Origin of the sequence: Rhizobium sp. AAP43, assembly GCF_001296045.1 — a bacterium.
GTDB lineage: Bacteria > Pseudomonadota > Alphaproteobacteria > Rhizobiales > Rhizobiaceae > Allorhizobium.
The window spans coordinates 1-15,314 of record NZ_LJHS01000062.1 but is presented as its reverse complement, the minus strand read 5'-3'; the positions used below and the strand labels follow the sequence as shown (position 1 = coordinate 15,314).

Here is a 15,314-nt window from a genome sequence, read left to right as displayed (position 1 = left end):
GGTCAGTCGGGAGGCCGTCCTTTACGACGGGTCTTACGCAGATACAAGGAATTCCAATGGTCAAGATTATCGCCTCGTCCGTGCGCAAGGGCAATGTTATCGATGTCGACGGCAAGCTCTATGTCGTTTTGACGGCCGAGAACTTTCACCCGGGCAAGGGCACACCGGTGACGCAGGTCAACATGCGCCGCATCGTCGATGGCGTGAAGGTGTCGGAGCGCTGGCGGACGACCGAGCAGGTCGAGCGCGCATTTGTTGAAGACGTGAACCACCAGTTCCTCTACGAGGACGGCGAAGGCTTCCACTTCATGAACCCGGAAAACTACGATCAGGTCGTCGTCGACGTTGAGACCATGGGCGAGCAGAAGGCTTACCTGCAGGAAGGCATGGTCTGCATCCTGTCCATGCATGAAGGCGTCGCGCTCGCCATCCAGCTTCCGCGTCACGTGACGCTTGAGATCGTCGAGACCGAGCCGGTCGTCAAGGGCCAGACGGCTTCGTCGTCCTACAAACCGGCGATCCTGTCGAACGGCATCCGCACGATGGTGCCGCCGCATGTTGACGCCGGTGTCCGCGTCGTCATCGCGACCGAAGACAATTCCTACGTCGAGCGCGCGAAGAACTGAGGCGTAGACCGCACCTGAATCAAATAGCCCGGCGTCATCGATGCCGGGCTTTCTTTTTGCGGTGTGACCGCGCGGTGATCCGATGGACTACATCTGTTACGCGGCGCGTTTCACACGGCGCCGGATAACCCGCGATGACGGTAGTATCCGGGTCTCATCGCCCAGACGGCAAGGTATGGGCGAGTTTGGCCGATCCGATGCGAGACCGAACCGTTTTCGCCGCGTCACCACGTTCCAGGACCATGATCTGCTCCTTTAAGTGCATCTTGATCTTCTTCAAGGCGCGGACCCTTATGCCGTCGGGCTGAGGGCGTCTCTGTTCCTCATCGATCGTCGCCGCGATGATCGATTGGCGGGCTTTCAGGGCTTTCAGCAGCTGTTTCATGAGCGATCTCCTATGTCCTACGAGACATAATATGATGCCGACTGTTTGATTGTTCTAATTCATTGATTATATGATTGCGATAGATCCTCTCTATCGGAGTCGCTCTTGCCGTACCGCCCTAGCCATCGGCAACTGGAATATCTCGTAGCGCTCGACGACTGTCGGCATTTCGGAGAGGCCGCGCGACAGTGCCACGTCTCCCAGCCCACATTGTCCGTGCAGGTTGCGCTTCTGGAAAAACAGTTGGGCGTAACACTCATCGAGCGCCTTCCCGGTCAGGTCCGGCCGACGCCCGTTGGCACGGACGTTATCTCAGCGGCGAGGATCATCCTGAATGGGCTCGATGAGATCCGTACACTCGCCGCCAGTTCGATCGGCAATCTCGGTGGCATGATGCGAATGGGAACAGCGCCCTCGTTCGGTCCCTATTTCCTGCCGTATCTGTTGCCGCCTTTGCATCAGCAGTATCCTGAGCTCAAGCTCTATATCCGCGAAGAAAAGCCGGCGGATCTTGAAGAGACCGTTCTGCAAGGGGTGATGGACTGTGGGCTGGGTCCACTTCCCAGGCGTTCCGAAGGTCTGATCTCCGAAGTCATTTGCCGGGAGCGGATTTTTCTCGCAGCCCCCCGGGAGCATCCGCTGGCAGAACGCAGCACAATTCAACTTGCAGACCTAGCGGGGGTGAAACTTCTCAGCCTCGGCGCGGGGCACCGACTTATGGACGATGTGCGCAATTTCTCGGCCGCATCCGGTGCCGTGGTCGCAGAAGACTACGAGGGATCAAGCCTCGATGCCATCCGCCAGATGGTGTCGATCAATATGGGCCTGTCGCTCTTTCCGGAATTTTATGTCCGCTCGGAATTCGCCAAGGATCAGGACATCCGGCTGATGAACATCGTTGGCTGGCAGGGGATGAGGGAAATCGGGATCTTCTGGCGCGCAACCAGTGCACGTGGAGATCACTACCGGCAACTGGCTGAACTCGCTCGCCGGGTCGCGTCAGGTCTGACGGATGAACTGGCCGCCGGGACCGGGCGGTCCCCGGAATGACCGGGGACCGCTCTCGTCTTACGTAATGCCGCCGAGGCAGATGTACTTCATCTCGGTATAATCATCGATGCCGTATTTCGAGCCTTCACGGCCGAGGCCCGACTGCTTGATGCCGCCGAAAGGCGCGACCTCTGTGGAGATCAGGCCGGTGTTGACACCGACCATGCCGTATTCGAGGGCTTCCGCGACCCGGAAGATCTTGGCGATGTCCTTCGAGTAGAAATAGGAGGCGAGGCCGAACTCGGTCGTATTGGCGAGTTCGACAACTTCGTCTTCCGTTTCAAATTTGAAGAGCGGGGCGACTGGGCCGAAGGTTTCTTCGGTTGCGACCTTCATCTCTGTTGTGACGCCGGTCAGGATGGTGGGTTCGAAGAACAGGTCGCCTGCGGCCGACGACTTGCCGCCGAGCGCGACCTTGGCGCCCTTCGACACGGCGTCTGCGACGTGTTCCTTGACCTTTTTAATGGCGTTGGCATCGATCAGCGGCCCAGTCGTCACGCCTTCCGCGAAACCATTGCCAACCTTGAGCTGCGCAACCTTCTCGGCAAGCTTTGCTGCGAAGGCATCGTAAACGCCAGACTGCACGTACAGGCGGTTGGCGCAGACGCAGGTCTGGCCGGCATTGCGATACTTCGAGATCATCGCACCTTCGACGGCGGCATCGAGATCTGCATCGTCGAAGACGATGAAGGGCGCATTGCCGCCGAGTTCCAGGCCGAGCTTCATGATCTGGTCGGCGCCCTGACGCATCAGGATACGGCCGACATTGGTGGATCCGGTGAAGGTCAGCTTGCGGACCTTGTCATTGGCGCAGAACTCCTGGCCGACCATGGCTGCATCGGTCGAGGTCAGCACCGAGAACAGACCAGCCGGCAAGCCTGCGCGCTCGGCGAGGATGGCAAGCGCCAGTGCCGAGAGCGGGGTCTGGGCGGCGGGCTTCGACACCATCGCGCAGCCGACGGCGAGTGCCGGTGCCACCTTGCGGGCGAGCATGGCGTTCGGGAAGTTCCATGGCGTGATGGCGCCGACGACGCCGATGGGCTGCTTGATCACCATGATGCGCTTGTCGGCCTGATGGCCGGGAATGGTGTCACCGTAGACGCGTTTTGCCTCTTCGGCGAACCACTCGACGTAAGATGCGCCGTAAAGGATTTCGCCGCGGGCCTCAGTCCAGGGCTTGCCCATTTCCATCGTAAGGATTGTTGCGAGATCGTCAGCATTGGCGACCATCAGGTCATTCCACTTACGCAGAACCGCGGCGCGCTCCTTGCCGGTCTTCTTCGCCCAGGCCTTCTGTGCGGCATGTGCCGCATCGATGGCCTTGGTGACCTCCGCCTTGCTCACATCGGGGAGAACCGCGATGACTTCGCCCGTGGCCGGGTTGGTGACCTCGAAGGTCTTGCCGGACTGGCTTGCAGCCAGCCAGTCGTTTCCGACCAGCGACTTGTTGGTCGCCAGTGTCGGGTCCTTGAGTTTGTCGGTCAGAATGTTCGAAAGGGTCATGCCTCAGGCTCCTGCTGCAACTTCACGGATCGAAGCTTCGATCAGGTCGAGCGCCTCGTTGAAGACCTCGTCCTGAATGGTGATCGGGGCGAGGAAGCGGATGACGTTGCTGTAGACGCCGCAGGTCAGAAGGATCAGGCCCTTTTCCAGCGCCTTGACGCGTACCGTATTGGTGAAATCCGCGTTCGGCTTGTCGGTTCCCGGGATCTTGAACTCCACGGCGTTCATGAAGCCGAGGCCACGGATGTCCATGATGTGAGGCACGTCTGCGCGGATCGCTTCCAAGCGTTGCTTGAGACGGTTGCCGAGCTGGTTGGCGCGGTCGCAAAGCTGCTCTTCTTCGATCACGTCAAGGACCGCATGGGCGGCGGCGATCGCCAGCGGATTGCCGGCATAGGTGCCGCCGAGACCGCCGGGGCCGGGGGCATCCATCAGCTCGGCGCGACCGGTGACGGCCGAGAGCGGGAAGCCGCCCGCGAGGCTCTTGGCCATAGTCGTCAGGTCCGGAACCACGTCATAATGCTCCATGGCGAAGAGCTTGCCGGTGCGGGCGAAGCCGGTCTGGACTTCGTCGGCGACGAGCAGAATGCCGTGTTCGTCGCAGAGTTCGCGCAGGGCCTTCATGAGGGCGCGCGGAACATCATAGAATCCGCCTTCGCCCTGGACGGGTTCCAGGATGATGGCTGCAACGCGCTTCGGGTCGACATCGGCCTTGAACAGCTTGTCGAGCACGTCAAGCGAGGTCTCGACGTCGATGCCGTGCATTTCGAGCGGGAAGGGAACGTGGAAGACGTCACCCATCATTGGGCCGAAGCCAACCTTATAGGGCACGACCTTGCCGGTCAGCGCCATACCGAGGAAGGTGCGACCATGGAAGCCGCCGGTAAACGCGATGACGGCCGAGCGGCCCGTCGCGCAACGGGCGATCTTGATGGCGTTTTCGACAGCTTCGGCTCCTGTGGTCGCGAAGATCGTCTTTTTCTCGAACTTGCCCGGTACGATCTTGTTGAGACGCTCGGCAAGCGCGACGTAGTTTTCGTAAGGGACGACCTGGTGGCAAGTGTGCGTGAAACGGTCAAGTTGGGCCTTCACCGCTTCGACCACCTTCGGGTGGCGATGGCCGGTGTTGAGAACGGCAATGCCGCCAGCGAAATCGATGTATCGATTGCCCTCGACATCCCAGATTTCGGCGTTCTCCGCCTTGTCGGCATAGATCTGCGTGGTCATGCCAACGCCGCGGGAGATGGCGTCGTTCTTGCGAGCTGAGATATCGGCGTTCTTCATCGTATTCGTCCTGTGCGACGGGGTTGCCACGGGGCGCGCTCGCTTCGAAACGAGCGCCTGTATAATTTCCTACATTTTTTCTGTAGACTTGCAATATGCCTTTTCGGCATTATCACCCGAGATCGCGACATCCGTAAGGGGCCCCCGTGGACGAGATCCGTTTCAAGATTGCTGAAGCTGCCCGCATGGCGGGGGTATCGCCGTCGACGCTCAGGTTATGGGAGAGCCAATCTCTCATCCAACCAATCCGTACGGCGACCGGACAACGCGTCTATGACAAGGCGCTTGTTGACCGGCTGAAGCGCATTGCCTGGCTGCGAAGTGAAAAGGGACTGAACCCCGCAGCAATCCGCGAGACGCTGCGTGATGAGGCAGCCCTTTCTGACGAAGACAGGAGTGAGCCGGACGACGAGGCGATCGACGCCAGTGATGTCAGGCCTGGAACCCGGATGCGTCGTTTGCGGCGGGATGCTGGCCGGACGCTCGAAAGTGTGGCGCAGGCGACAGGCGTTGCGGTCTCGCAGCTCTCGACATTCGAGCGCACCTCGCAGGGGCTCTCGTTCACGGCTTTGCATGAGGTTGCCCGGCATCTCGGCACGACCCTGGCCTCATTAAGCGGGCAGGAGGAGGGGCGCGGTGGCGAGTCGCTTATTCGCGATGGCAAGTGGCCCTCATGGCCGACCACATCGTCCGGCGTGGCCGTGCAGGTGCTGGCCGAGGGACGGAACCAGATGGAATGCAACCGCTTCCAGCTGGCGCCTGGTGCGTCAAGTGAAGGGGCTTATCAGCACGAGGGCGAAGAGTTCATCCACATGCTGCAGGGAAACCTTGAGATCGTGCTCGACGGTGACCAATTTTTCGAACTCGGTCCTGGAGACAGTTTCTACTTCGAGAGCCGGCGCCCACATTCGTGGCGGAATGTCTCAGATGGCGAGACCGTGCTCATCTGGATCAACACGCCGGCGACGTTCTGACCCCGGACAAACAAAAACGGCGACCGAGAGGTCGCCGTTTTCATTGATTGGCGTCAAGCCTACTTCTTGGCGACAGTCGTCGTTGCGCCCCAGGCATAGCCACCACCAATGGCGACGTTGAGGTTGACGTAGTTGGTCGCGACCTGCTGAACGGCCTGGGCCAGGTTGGCCTGTGCACTTGCCACGTTCCGCTGGGCGTCGAGTACGTCGAGCAGCGAGGAAGCGCCGTCACGATAGCTGGCAGTCGCCAGCGACAGGGCTTCTTCATAAGAACGAACCGTTGCCGTCAGAGCAGAGACTGTCTGGCGGGCGCGGTTGACGGCCACCAGTGCATTTTCGACTTCCTGCACCGCGTTGAGAACGGCTTCCTTCCAGGCGAGCTGCGCTTCGCGGACGGCCGATTCCCGTGCCTTGACGTTGGCGCGCCGTGCGCCTGCGTCGAAGATCGGCAGGTTCAAGCTCGGGCCAAAGCCCCAGGACGTGACACTGCCATCGACGCCTGACGATGCGATATGGGCCGGCGAAATTGTGCCGCTGAGCGAGATCGACGGGTAGAGCGCTGCTTCCGCCACGCCGACTTCGGCGACGGCCGCAGCGAGATTGCGCTCAGCTGCGCGGATGTCGGGGCGATTGCGGATGAGGTCGGCTGGAACGCCGGAGTTCACGCTGCGGCGGGCGTAAGGCTGTGGTGCGCCCTTCTGCAGGTCGGCAACAAGGGTTGCGGCCGGCAAGCCGAGCAGGAAGGCGATGCGGTGTGTGGCCTGGCGGAACGACGTTTCGAGTCCTGGGATTTCGGCCAGTGTCGAGTTGACCAGACCTTCGGCCTGGACAACGTCGAGACGCGAGGCGGCGCCTGCTTCGAGCTGGAGCTTGGTCAGGTCCAGCGTTTCCCGACGCGACGCGAGGCTCTTGCGGGCAATCGCAATGCGCTCCTGATAGTAGCGGGCGTCGATATAGGCGGACACGACGCTGGAGAGATAGGTAAGCTTGGCGACATCGGCGCTCGCATAGGCGGCATCGAGGGTGGCGCCCGCACTTTCCTTCGAGCGGCGATATTCGCCGAACAGATCGAGCAACCAGGATGCGTTCAGCGAGCCGCTGGTTGTGCGGGTGTTGTCGCTGCTGCGTGTGGCGGCGAGATCACCGGTTGCCCTTGCACCGGAGACTTCGAATGCCGACGACGTGGTCAGCTGCGGGAAGGCGCCGGCGTCAGCGGCGTTGAAGTTGGCTTCCGCGGCCGAGATGCGTTCGATGGCCTGAAGGACGGAGAGGTTTTCCGACAGTCCCTTTTCGACCAGCGAATCGAGCCGGCGATCGTTGAAGGCAGTCCACCAGGATGCCATCGTCACGTCGCCATTCGGCTTGGTGCTGCCTTCGGAGAATTTGGCCGGAAGGGCAGTCTGCGGCGTTTCATGGTTCGGGCCGACAACGCAGCCTGAAAGAAGGAGCATTACGAGTGGAGCGGCTGCACGAATGGATGGCATCACGAATTCCTGTTCAAGTCCCCAAGGCCTACAACGAATTAGCTACCTCATGGAAGCCTGTATCGGTGGCCGCTGTGCGCGCATAGGCTGTCAACGCAGCCTATGCTTTGATGGTTAACATAGATTGTCAGCTTCTAGGATGTCACGCCTTCGTCGGCTTTTGCACCGCCGAAAAGCTTGCGAATAATGACGAAAAACGATGGTACGAAGAAAATTCCCAGCGCTGTTGCCGTAAAGACACCGCCCAGCACGCCAATGCCGATGGAGTTCTGTGCAGCCGAGCCGGCGCCTGAGGCAATGGCGAGAGGCACAACACCCAGCATAAAGGCCAGAGACGTCATGATGATCGGACGCAGGCGAAGCTTTGCGGCCTCGAGTGTCGCCTCGATCAGGCTCACGCCCGGCCCCTGTCGGTCTTTTGCGAATTCGACGATGAGAATCGCATTCTTCGCGGCAAGACCGATGGTCGTCAGGAGGCCGACCTTGAAGTAGACGTCGTTCGACTGGCCAAAGAAGTGAGCCGCCGCGACCGCCCCCAGAACACCTACGGGCACTGCCATGATCACCGAGAAGGGGATCGACCAGCTTTCATAGAGGGCTGCGAGGCAGAGGAAGACGATCAGAACCGACAGGGCGTAGAGTATCGGAGCCTGCGAACCGGATAGGCGTTCCTGATAGGAAATCCCCTGCCAGGCAACGGTGTAGCCGCCGCCGAGGCCGGCCGTTAGCTGTTCCATCGTGTCCATCGCCGTGCCGGAGCTTACGCCCGGACCAGCAGCACCTTCCATGGAGATGGCGCCAACACCGTTGAAGCGGCTGAGCGTCGGAGCGCCGCTGACCCATTCGGTCTTCACGAAGGACGAGAAGGGTACCATCTCGCCTTCCGTATTGCGGGCATACCAGTGATCGACAGCGTCTTCCTGCATGCGGTAGGGCGCGTCGCCCTGAACGTAGACAGGCTTCAACTCGCCATTCAGGGTAAAGTCGTTCACGTCTCTGCCGGCGAAGATGGTCGACAGCATGTTGTTGACGGTCGCGATGTCGAGACCCATGGCGCCCATCTTCTCCTGGTCGAGGAGGAGTTTGAGCTGGCTTTCTGCCGGCGGGTTGTTCGAACGAAGCGAGCTGACATTCGCATTGCTGCTTCCAGCCTGCATGAGCTGCCCTGAGGCCGCCGTCAGTGCCTCGGTGCCGTTCTTGCCGCTGTCGACAAGATACATCGAGAAGCCGCTGGAGGTGCCGAGACCGGGGATGGCCGGCGGCTGAAGCGGGAAGACCATGGCGTCACGGATGGTGAAGAAATATCCCATGGCGCGCTGGACGATCGCAGAGGCTGCCAGTTCCGGCGTCTGGCGTTCGTCGAAATCCTTCAGCTTGGCAAAGACGAGCGCATAGTTCTGGCCGGAGCCCACAAAGGAGAAGCCGGACACGGAAAACACGTCCTGAATCGCGTCCTTTTCCTTGTCGAGATAGTAGTTCTCGATCTTCTTGATGACCTCTTCCGTCCGCGTAACGGTTGCACCGTTCGGCAGCTGGACGATGGTCATCAGAACACCCTGGTCTTCTTGCGGCAGGAAGGAAGAGGGCAGGCGAAGGAAGAACCATCCCATCCCACCGATGACGACCGCGAACATCAGCATGACACGGAAGGGGCGCTTGAGCAGGTATCCGATCGTTGACACGTAGCCGCCGGTGGTGCGATCGAAATTGCGATTGAACCAGGCCGAAAGGCCGCGCTTCGGCTTGTGGTGGTCCACAGGCTTCAGCATCGTGGCGCAGAGCGCCGGGGTCAGAACGAGTGCGACAATGGCAGAGAGTGCCATGGCCGAGACGATGGTGATCGAGAACTGACGATAGATGATGCCCGTGGAGCCGCCGAAGAAGGCCATCGGGATGAATACGGCCGTCAGGACCAGAGCGATACCGACGATTGCGCCGGTGATTTCACCCATGGACTTTTCAGTGGCCTCAAGCGGTGACAAGCCCTCTTCGGTCATGATGCGCTCGACATTCTCGACGACCACGATGGCGTCGTCGACGAGAAGACCGATTGCGAGAACCATCGCGAACATTGTCAGCGTGTTGATCGAATATCCGGTGATTGCCAGGACGCCGAAGGTACCGAGCAGAACGACGGGCACGGCAATCATCGGAATGAGAGTGGCGCGGAAGTTCTGCAGGAAGACCAGCAGCACGACGAAGACCAGGATAATTGCTTCGAAGAGTGTGTGAACCACCTTCTCGATCGACAACTCAACGAAGGGAGTCGTGTCATAAGGGTACGTAATGACGACGTTTTCCGGCAGGGCTTCGCTGAGAGTGGTCAGCACTGTCTTTACGCGATCGGCCGTGTCCAGTGCGTTCGCACCAGTTGCCAGGTTCACCGCAAAGCCGGTCGCTGGATTGCGGTTTGACCTCGTGTTTGTCGCGTAGCTTTCCTGACCGATCTCGATGCGGGCAACGTCGCTCAGTCGAACGGTGGCACCGTCTGTTTCGGTCTTCAGAATGATCGATTCGAATTCAGAGACGGACTGCAACTGGCTTTGGGCCGTCACCGTCACGTTGATCTGCTGGCCTTCGGCCATAGGCTGTCCGCCGAGCGAGCCCACGGACACCTGGGTGTTCTGCGACTGGATGGCCGTGGTAATGTCCGTCGGAGTGAGCTGGAACTTGTTCAGCTTGAACGGGTCGAGCCAGACGCGCATGGCGTATCCGGTGCCGAAGACCTCGATGCTACCAACGCCTTCCAGGCGCTTGATCTGATCCTCGATCTGCGTCGAGAAGATATCGCCGAGTTCGACATTGGTGCGGGCGCCGTCGGTCGAGACCAGTGCGCCGACGAGCAGGATACTCGATGTCGAGCGGGTGACCGATATACCTGCCGTCTGGACGATGTCCGGCAACTGCGACTGGACGAGCTGCAGCTTGTTCTGGACCTGGACCTGGGCGATTTCCGGGTCGACGGAATTGCCGAAGGTGAGGGTTACGCTGGCTGAGCCTGTGCTCGACGATGACGTCATATAGGTCAGATCATCAAGGCCGGTCATGCCGTCTTCGATAATCGAAGTCACTGATTTTTCGACGGTTTCCGCACTTGCGCCGTTGTAGCTTGCCGAAATGCGGACAGTTGTCGGTGCGATTTCGGGATACTGGGCGATCGACAGGGTCGAGATCGCCAGTGCACCGCCGAGCATGATGATGATCGCAATCACCCATGCAAAGACCGGGCGACGAATAAAATATTTGGCCATTGGTTTTCCCCTAGTGCCTCAAATGCCGCGTTGCGTCAGCTCAGGGCTTTGCAGCGGGGGCGGCCTCGGGCTTCGCGACTTCCTCGACGATGCCCTGTTCATTGATGGTGGCTTCGACCGGGTTTACAGGGGCGCCGTCAGCGATCCACTGGAAGCCGTCGAGGATGAGCTTGTCGCCATCGGAGATGCCTTGCGTCACAAGCCAGTTGTTTCCAGATACCTGGCTTTCGGCAAAGGAGCGGGTTTCAACCTTGTTGTCGGCTGTTACGAATTTTGCCGTTAGCTGGCCCTTGGCGTCGCGGGTTGCAGCGCGCTGGGGAATGAGGAAGCCTTCTTCCGTTCCGACGGTAGCCGTGGCGCGAACATACATGCCCGGCAGAACGAGATTGTCCGGATTGTCGAAGACAGCGCGGATCGTATAAGTGCCGGTGGTTTCGGATACAGCCATATCCGACATGTCGAGCTTGCCGACGACCGGGTATTCGTGGCCATCTTCCAGGGTCAGGCGGATTTCGGTAATCTCGCTCTGATTGACACGGCCAGCCTTGATCGCTTCGCGCAGCCGCAGAAGATTGACGCTGGATTCCGTCAAATCGATATAGATTGGGTCGAGCTGCCGAAGCGTCGTCAGGGAATCGGCCTGGTTTGCGGTGACGACGTTGCCGACAGAATAGGTGGACGCGTTTGTAACACCTTCGAAGGGCGCGCGGACTTCGGTCAAACCGAGTTCGATTTCTGTCGACCGAAGCGCTGCCTTTGCGACGGCGACATCCGCCTCGGCCTGCAGCAATGTCACGCGGGCGTTTTCAAGTTCAACCTGGGTCGCGCCGCTGCCGACAAGGCGCTCCTGGCGGGCGAGGTTGGACTGCGCGGTCGGAACGCCGGCCTCAGCCTTCCGGAGTGTTGCTTCGGCTTGCGCATAAGCGGCGCGATAGGTGTCGTCCTCGATCTTGTAGAGCAGATCGCCCTGCTTGACTTCACTGCCTTCCTTGAAGGCGATTTCCTTGATGATGCCGCTAACACGCGGACGGATCTGAGCGGTCTGGAACGCGGAGGCACGGCCCGGCAGATTGCTGGTCAAGGCATGCGGTGCCTTCTTCATCACCGCAATGCTCACTGGTGCGGGCGGTCGTTCCTGGCCGGCGCCCGGAGCGCCTGTAGCGGCCGTTTCTGAATCACTGCAGCTTGCGAGCGTGACGAGGCAGATCGCGACGGCGGAGGCGAGTTTGAGGCGTCGGGTCATCGATAATCCCAAGAGCTATAGAATGATGTCATTTCCGCCCGCGAAGGGAGGAAGGCATAGGCGTGCGGGACCACGTGATCATGCCGCGCAGATCACAGGCAAAAGTGACGTAAGTTAATTATCGTCACTTTGCAAGCGGAGAGCGCAGTGCAGCATCGATAAGCGCGACAACGTGATTACAGCGTGTTGCCAATATGTCAGTTTTCTCCAACCCGATCATGACAGGATGGATCACGCAGACGAGGGCGTCGAACGCGGCGTTGGCGAAACGTGGAATGTCTCCCACATGATAGCTACCTTCCTCGATGCCAGCCTCAATGATCCGGCTCAGCATTTCGACGATCATGTCGCGGAAGCGCTCGCCGCAATCCAGCTCTTCCCGAATGGTCACGAGGATCATTTCGAAGACGAAAGGAGTGTCCTTTCGGTCATTGAAATGTTCCATCATCAGATGATGGGCCAGGGCAGAGAGGCGTTCGGTTGCGCAGCGTGTTGAATCAAGTGCCTCGAGTTCTGAGACTTTCTGCTCGATTGCGCGGGTCGCAATGGCATCGACGAGGCTAGTTTTGGTGCGAAAGTGTTTGAAGACGTTCGCCGGTGACATCGAAAGATCGGCCGCAATGTCTGCGATCGAGACACTGGCGAAGCCATGGGTGCGGAACAGCTCTTCGGCCGTGTTGAGGATCTCTTCGCGGGTCTCCTCTGCGGAGCGACGAGGACGCCTCTGCGACCGCTCCTGCATAGCGACCGCTATCGAAATGTTTTTGGGCTTCCGGCAATCCTGATCCATGGCAATTCTACTTTCCTGGGAAGTAAGTCTCCAGATTCTGCCGCACGCGCTCAAAGGGGGTCGCGCCACGGTCGTCGGGTTCGAAGGTGAGGCCAGTAATGGCTTCATATGCTTGTATATAGACCTGAGACGTGTCGTTCACCAGTGTCGCCGGAATTTCCGGGATTTCATCATGATATGGATCACAGCGTTCGGCGACCCAGGCTCGGACGAAATCCTTGTCGAAGCTTTTCGGGCGCTCGCCCTTTTCGAAGCTTTCCGGATAACTGTCAGCCAGCCAGTAACGGCTGCTGTCGGGCGTGTGGATCTCGTCTGCCAGAATGATCGTGCCATTCTCATCCGTGCCGAATTCATACTTCGTGTCGACGAGAATGAGCCCACGGGCTGCTGCCATTTCCTGACCCCGCGCAAAGAGGCCGAGCGCGTAGCGTGACAAGGTCTGCCATTGTTCTTCGGTCAGCAGGCCACGCGACACGATCTCATCCGGCGTGAGTGGTTCGTCGTGACCGCCATCGAATTCCTTGCTGGTTGGAGTGATGATCGGGGAGGGCAGCTTTTCATTGTCACGCATGCCGTCGGGCAGGGTGATGCCATACATGCTGCGTTCGCCCTTCTTATAGAGCGTCAGAATTGAGGTGCCTGTGGTGCCGGCGAGGTAGCCGCGCACCACGATCTCGACTGGCAGGATGTCCAGCCGCTTGCCAACGACCACATTCGGATCGGGATAAGCGATGACGTGGTTCGGGCAGATGTCGGCCGTGTGTTCGAACCAGTAGCGGGCCGTCTGCGTCAGGACCTGACCTTTGTAGGGAATGCAGGTGAGGATGCGGTCGAAGGCGCTCAGGCGGTCGGTCGAGATGATAATCCGGCTGCCATCAGCAAGATCGTAATTCTCGCGAACCTTGCCACGATAATAGCTGGGCAGTTCCGGGAAAAAGGCTTCGGACAGAATGCGCATGGTCGTCCTCGTCGGGTCAGTGTGCCGTGCTGCAGCGCGCAGCGTCATGCCTTTGGCGGTAGCCGAAACTTCGCCGCCTTTCAAAGAAAAAGCGCATGGCCTCGACCATGCGCTTTCTCAGTTGCGCTGTTAGATCGTCCTTTGGACTTGGCAATCAGCCCGCGGCGTGATGGAGTCTGTCGCTGAACAGGTGGTTGTCGGTCGCCGTTCGCCAGGATTTGGCAGCTGCCAAGACCGCGAGGTCGATCAGGGGTTCGACGACGACGACCAGCATATAGGCGGCGCCAAAGGCGGCGACATTGCCAAGATTGTCGGCGCTGAAGCCGTGACCATAAAGTGCCCAGAAGGCGACCCAGGCGACGATGCCGCCCTGGTAGGTCGTCGAAAGCGCAAGCGCATCGCGATAACGGACGTCCACATAGGCCGTCTTCCTCGGGATCATGTGGTTGGCGATCCGGCTGAGACCAAAGAGCGGTACAATCAGGGTTGTCACGTTCATACCGTATTGCGGCAGATCGAAGGGCGCAAAGAAAAGACCCTGAAGCAGAAGACCAAGCGCCAGCCCGATCGACGCAGCTCCTGCGCCGAACATAAGGAAGAGTGTGGAGCCAAGGATCAGGTGCACTTCGGAGACGCCAACCGGATGATGCGGAAGGATTTCGAAGAAGGAAAAGACCAGGGACGTGGTCATGACCGACCGTGCGGCGAGGCCGATCGGGGTCTTGCTGGATGCGAGGTCGTCACGGACCATCTTGGCCACGAGACCGAATGAGAGTGCTGCCGTGGCATAGGAGAGTGCGAGTTTGGCGCCGTCGACGACGCCGGGTTCGATATGCATAGTCTTGTCCTTTCGTCCGCGCCCACCGCGCGAGAAGAGTAAATGCCGCCAAAGCGACGTCGATTGATGGCAGGTCTCCTGGCTCACGGGTCAGGGCTCGATCCGCCTTATCGGCCCTGAGGCCAATGGCATGTCGGATGTCGCTCGCCGTTCACAGTTGCGGGGGCAGCCACGGTTTCGGCCCCTGATGGGTAGTCCTCACCGTATTCCCTCTTCGTCCACCCCTGTCTCTCGTCGGGGCGGAACCATCAGGATGAAATCTAGAGCCCGGCTTTATCGTCTGTCCAGCAAATTGCGACGTTTCGTGATGTGATCCGGCGGGAGAGGAGGCTACGATTGACGAACGCCAATTTGACGCATTGCGACAGCTGGGACCCTAGGGGAGAATGCTCGGCAGCCAAATGGCTACAATAAAGGAAAGGGACTGAAACCATGCTTTCTACCATCATCTATCGCGTGCCGGTGTTCGGCTGGATGCTGAAGGAAGCGGTCCAAGGAAGCGCCACAGCCAAGGTGCTGTTCATTCTCAACCTGCTGATGGTCTGGATTCTGGCCATTGTCACATTCGGCTATCCTGCGATCATCATTCCGGCTCTGACGGCGGTACCCTTGATGTTCATTCTGCTGATCTTGATCACGATGGGCTGAACATGGATCGGGATTGAAAGGCCGCTCCGTACAATCCCGCAGTTCCGCGCCTCTCAAGGTGGCTTGTCAGGCTCGACCACACCGCACTTAGTGCGAGAAGGCAGCAAGTTAGAAGCCAATGATAGAGTGCCGTCCAGACCTTCTCTTAATAAAGCCATTATTTTCAATGGCTTATGAAAAAAGACAGATTTTTGACAATTCGCTGTTGACGGTTCCGAGGAGTGGCCGTATAAGCCGCTTCACCGAACGAGAGGCGGCGGCGCGGAAGCGGCGACGGACT

Annotated in this window: 13 protein-coding genes and 1 riboswitch; of the genes, 4 read left to right on the top strand and 9 right to left on the bottom strand. The window is 59.5% G+C overall.

The annotated features are described in order from the left end of the window. Positions 1 to 56: 56 nt before the first annotated feature. The gene (efp, locus tag IP76_RS22065) at positions 57 to 626 is read left to right on the top strand and encodes an elongation factor P (protein WP_054160400.1); all 570 of its coding nucleotides are present in this window, start codon (positions 57 to 59) and stop codon (positions 624 to 626) included. Positions 627 to 780: 154 nt separating this feature from the next. On the opposite strand, the gene IP76_RS22060 is transcribed toward efp, so the two are convergent. Next, positions 781 to 1,011, bottom strand: coding sequence for a DUF465 domain-containing protein (locus tag IP76_RS22060; RefSeq protein WP_054160399.1), 231 nt, complete (start codon positions 1,009 to 1,011; stop codon positions 781 to 783). A gap of 105 nt (positions 1,012 to 1,116) precedes the next feature. Here IP76_RS22060 and IP76_RS22055 point away from each other — a divergent pair, with 105 nt between their 5' ends. Further along, entirely contained in the window at positions 1,117 to 2,061 is a 945-nt protein-coding gene (locus tag IP76_RS22055; protein WP_054160398.1) for a hydrogen peroxide-inducible genes activator, read from the top strand. Positions 2,062 to 2,079: 18 nt separating this feature from the next. Here IP76_RS22055 and IP76_RS22050 read toward each other — a convergent pair whose 3' ends face one another. Further along, entirely contained in the window at positions 2,080 to 3,564 is a 1,485-nt protein-coding gene (locus IP76_RS22050) for an NAD-dependent succinate-semialdehyde dehydrogenase (protein WP_054160397.1), read from the bottom strand. A gap of 3 nt (positions 3,565 to 3,567) precedes the next feature. After that, a complete protein-coding gene (locus tag IP76_RS22045; RefSeq protein WP_054160396.1) occupies positions 3,568 to 4,848 on the bottom strand; it encodes a 4-aminobutyrate--2-oxoglutarate transaminase in 1,281 nt (426 codons plus the stop codon). 146 nt (positions 4,849 to 4,994) lie between these two features. Between IP76_RS22045 and IP76_RS22040 the strand changes: the two genes are divergently transcribed. Next, the gene (locus IP76_RS22040; protein WP_082352674.1) at positions 4,995 to 5,822 is read left to right on the top strand and encodes a MerR family transcriptional regulator; all 828 of its coding nucleotides are present in this window, start codon (positions 4,995 to 4,997) and stop codon (positions 5,820 to 5,822) included. 59 nt (positions 5,823 to 5,881) lie between these two features. Here IP76_RS22040 and IP76_RS22035 read toward each other — a convergent pair whose 3' ends face one another. From IP76_RS22035 to IP76_RS22010, 6 genes are all read right to left on the bottom strand, one after another. Continuing rightward, the gene (locus IP76_RS22035; protein ID WP_054160395.1) at positions 5,882 to 7,306 is read right to left on the bottom strand and encodes an efflux transporter outer membrane subunit; all 1,425 of its coding nucleotides are present in this window, start codon (positions 7,304 to 7,306) and stop codon (positions 5,882 to 5,884) included. Between the two features lie 134 nt (positions 7,307 to 7,440). Further along, a complete protein-coding gene (locus tag IP76_RS22030) occupies positions 7,441 to 10,557 on the bottom strand; it encodes an efflux RND transporter permease subunit (protein WP_054160394.1) in 3,117 nt (1,038 codons plus the stop codon). A gap of 40 nt (positions 10,558 to 10,597) precedes the next feature. After that, positions 10,598 to 11,800: an efflux RND transporter periplasmic adaptor subunit gene (locus IP76_RS22025; protein ID WP_054160393.1), complete on the bottom strand. Its 1,203-nt coding sequence runs from the start codon at positions 11,798 to 11,800 to the stop codon at positions 10,598 to 10,600. Positions 11,801 to 11,924: 124 nt separating this feature from the next. Further along, entirely contained in the window at positions 11,925 to 12,542 is a 618-nt protein-coding gene (locus IP76_RS22020; protein ID WP_054160412.1) for a TetR family transcriptional regulator, read from the bottom strand. Between the two features lie 55 nt (positions 12,543 to 12,597). Further along, positions 12,598 to 13,548, bottom strand: coding sequence for a phosphoribosylaminoimidazolesuccinocarboxamide synthase (locus tag IP76_RS22015; protein WP_054160392.1), 951 nt, complete (start codon positions 13,546 to 13,548; stop codon positions 12,598 to 12,600). Between the two features lie 154 nt (positions 13,549 to 13,702). Next, on the bottom strand, positions 13,703 to 14,386 hold the full coding sequence (locus IP76_RS22010; protein WP_054160391.1) for an energy-coupling factor ABC transporter permease: 684 nt from the start codon (positions 14,384 to 14,386) through the stop codon (positions 13,703 to 13,705). Between the two features lie 50 nt (positions 14,387 to 14,436). Then, a riboswitch (cobalamin riboswitch) is annotated at positions 14,437 to 14,651 on the bottom strand. Positions 14,652 to 14,818: 167 nt separating this feature from the next. On the opposite strand from IP76_RS22010, the gene IP76_RS22005 reads away from it, so the two are divergent. Further along, on the top strand, positions 14,819 to 15,034 hold the full coding sequence (locus IP76_RS22005) for a hypothetical protein (RefSeq protein WP_054160390.1): 216 nt from the start codon (positions 14,819 to 14,821) through the stop codon (positions 15,032 to 15,034). Positions 15,035 to 15,314 lie beyond the last annotated feature (280 nt).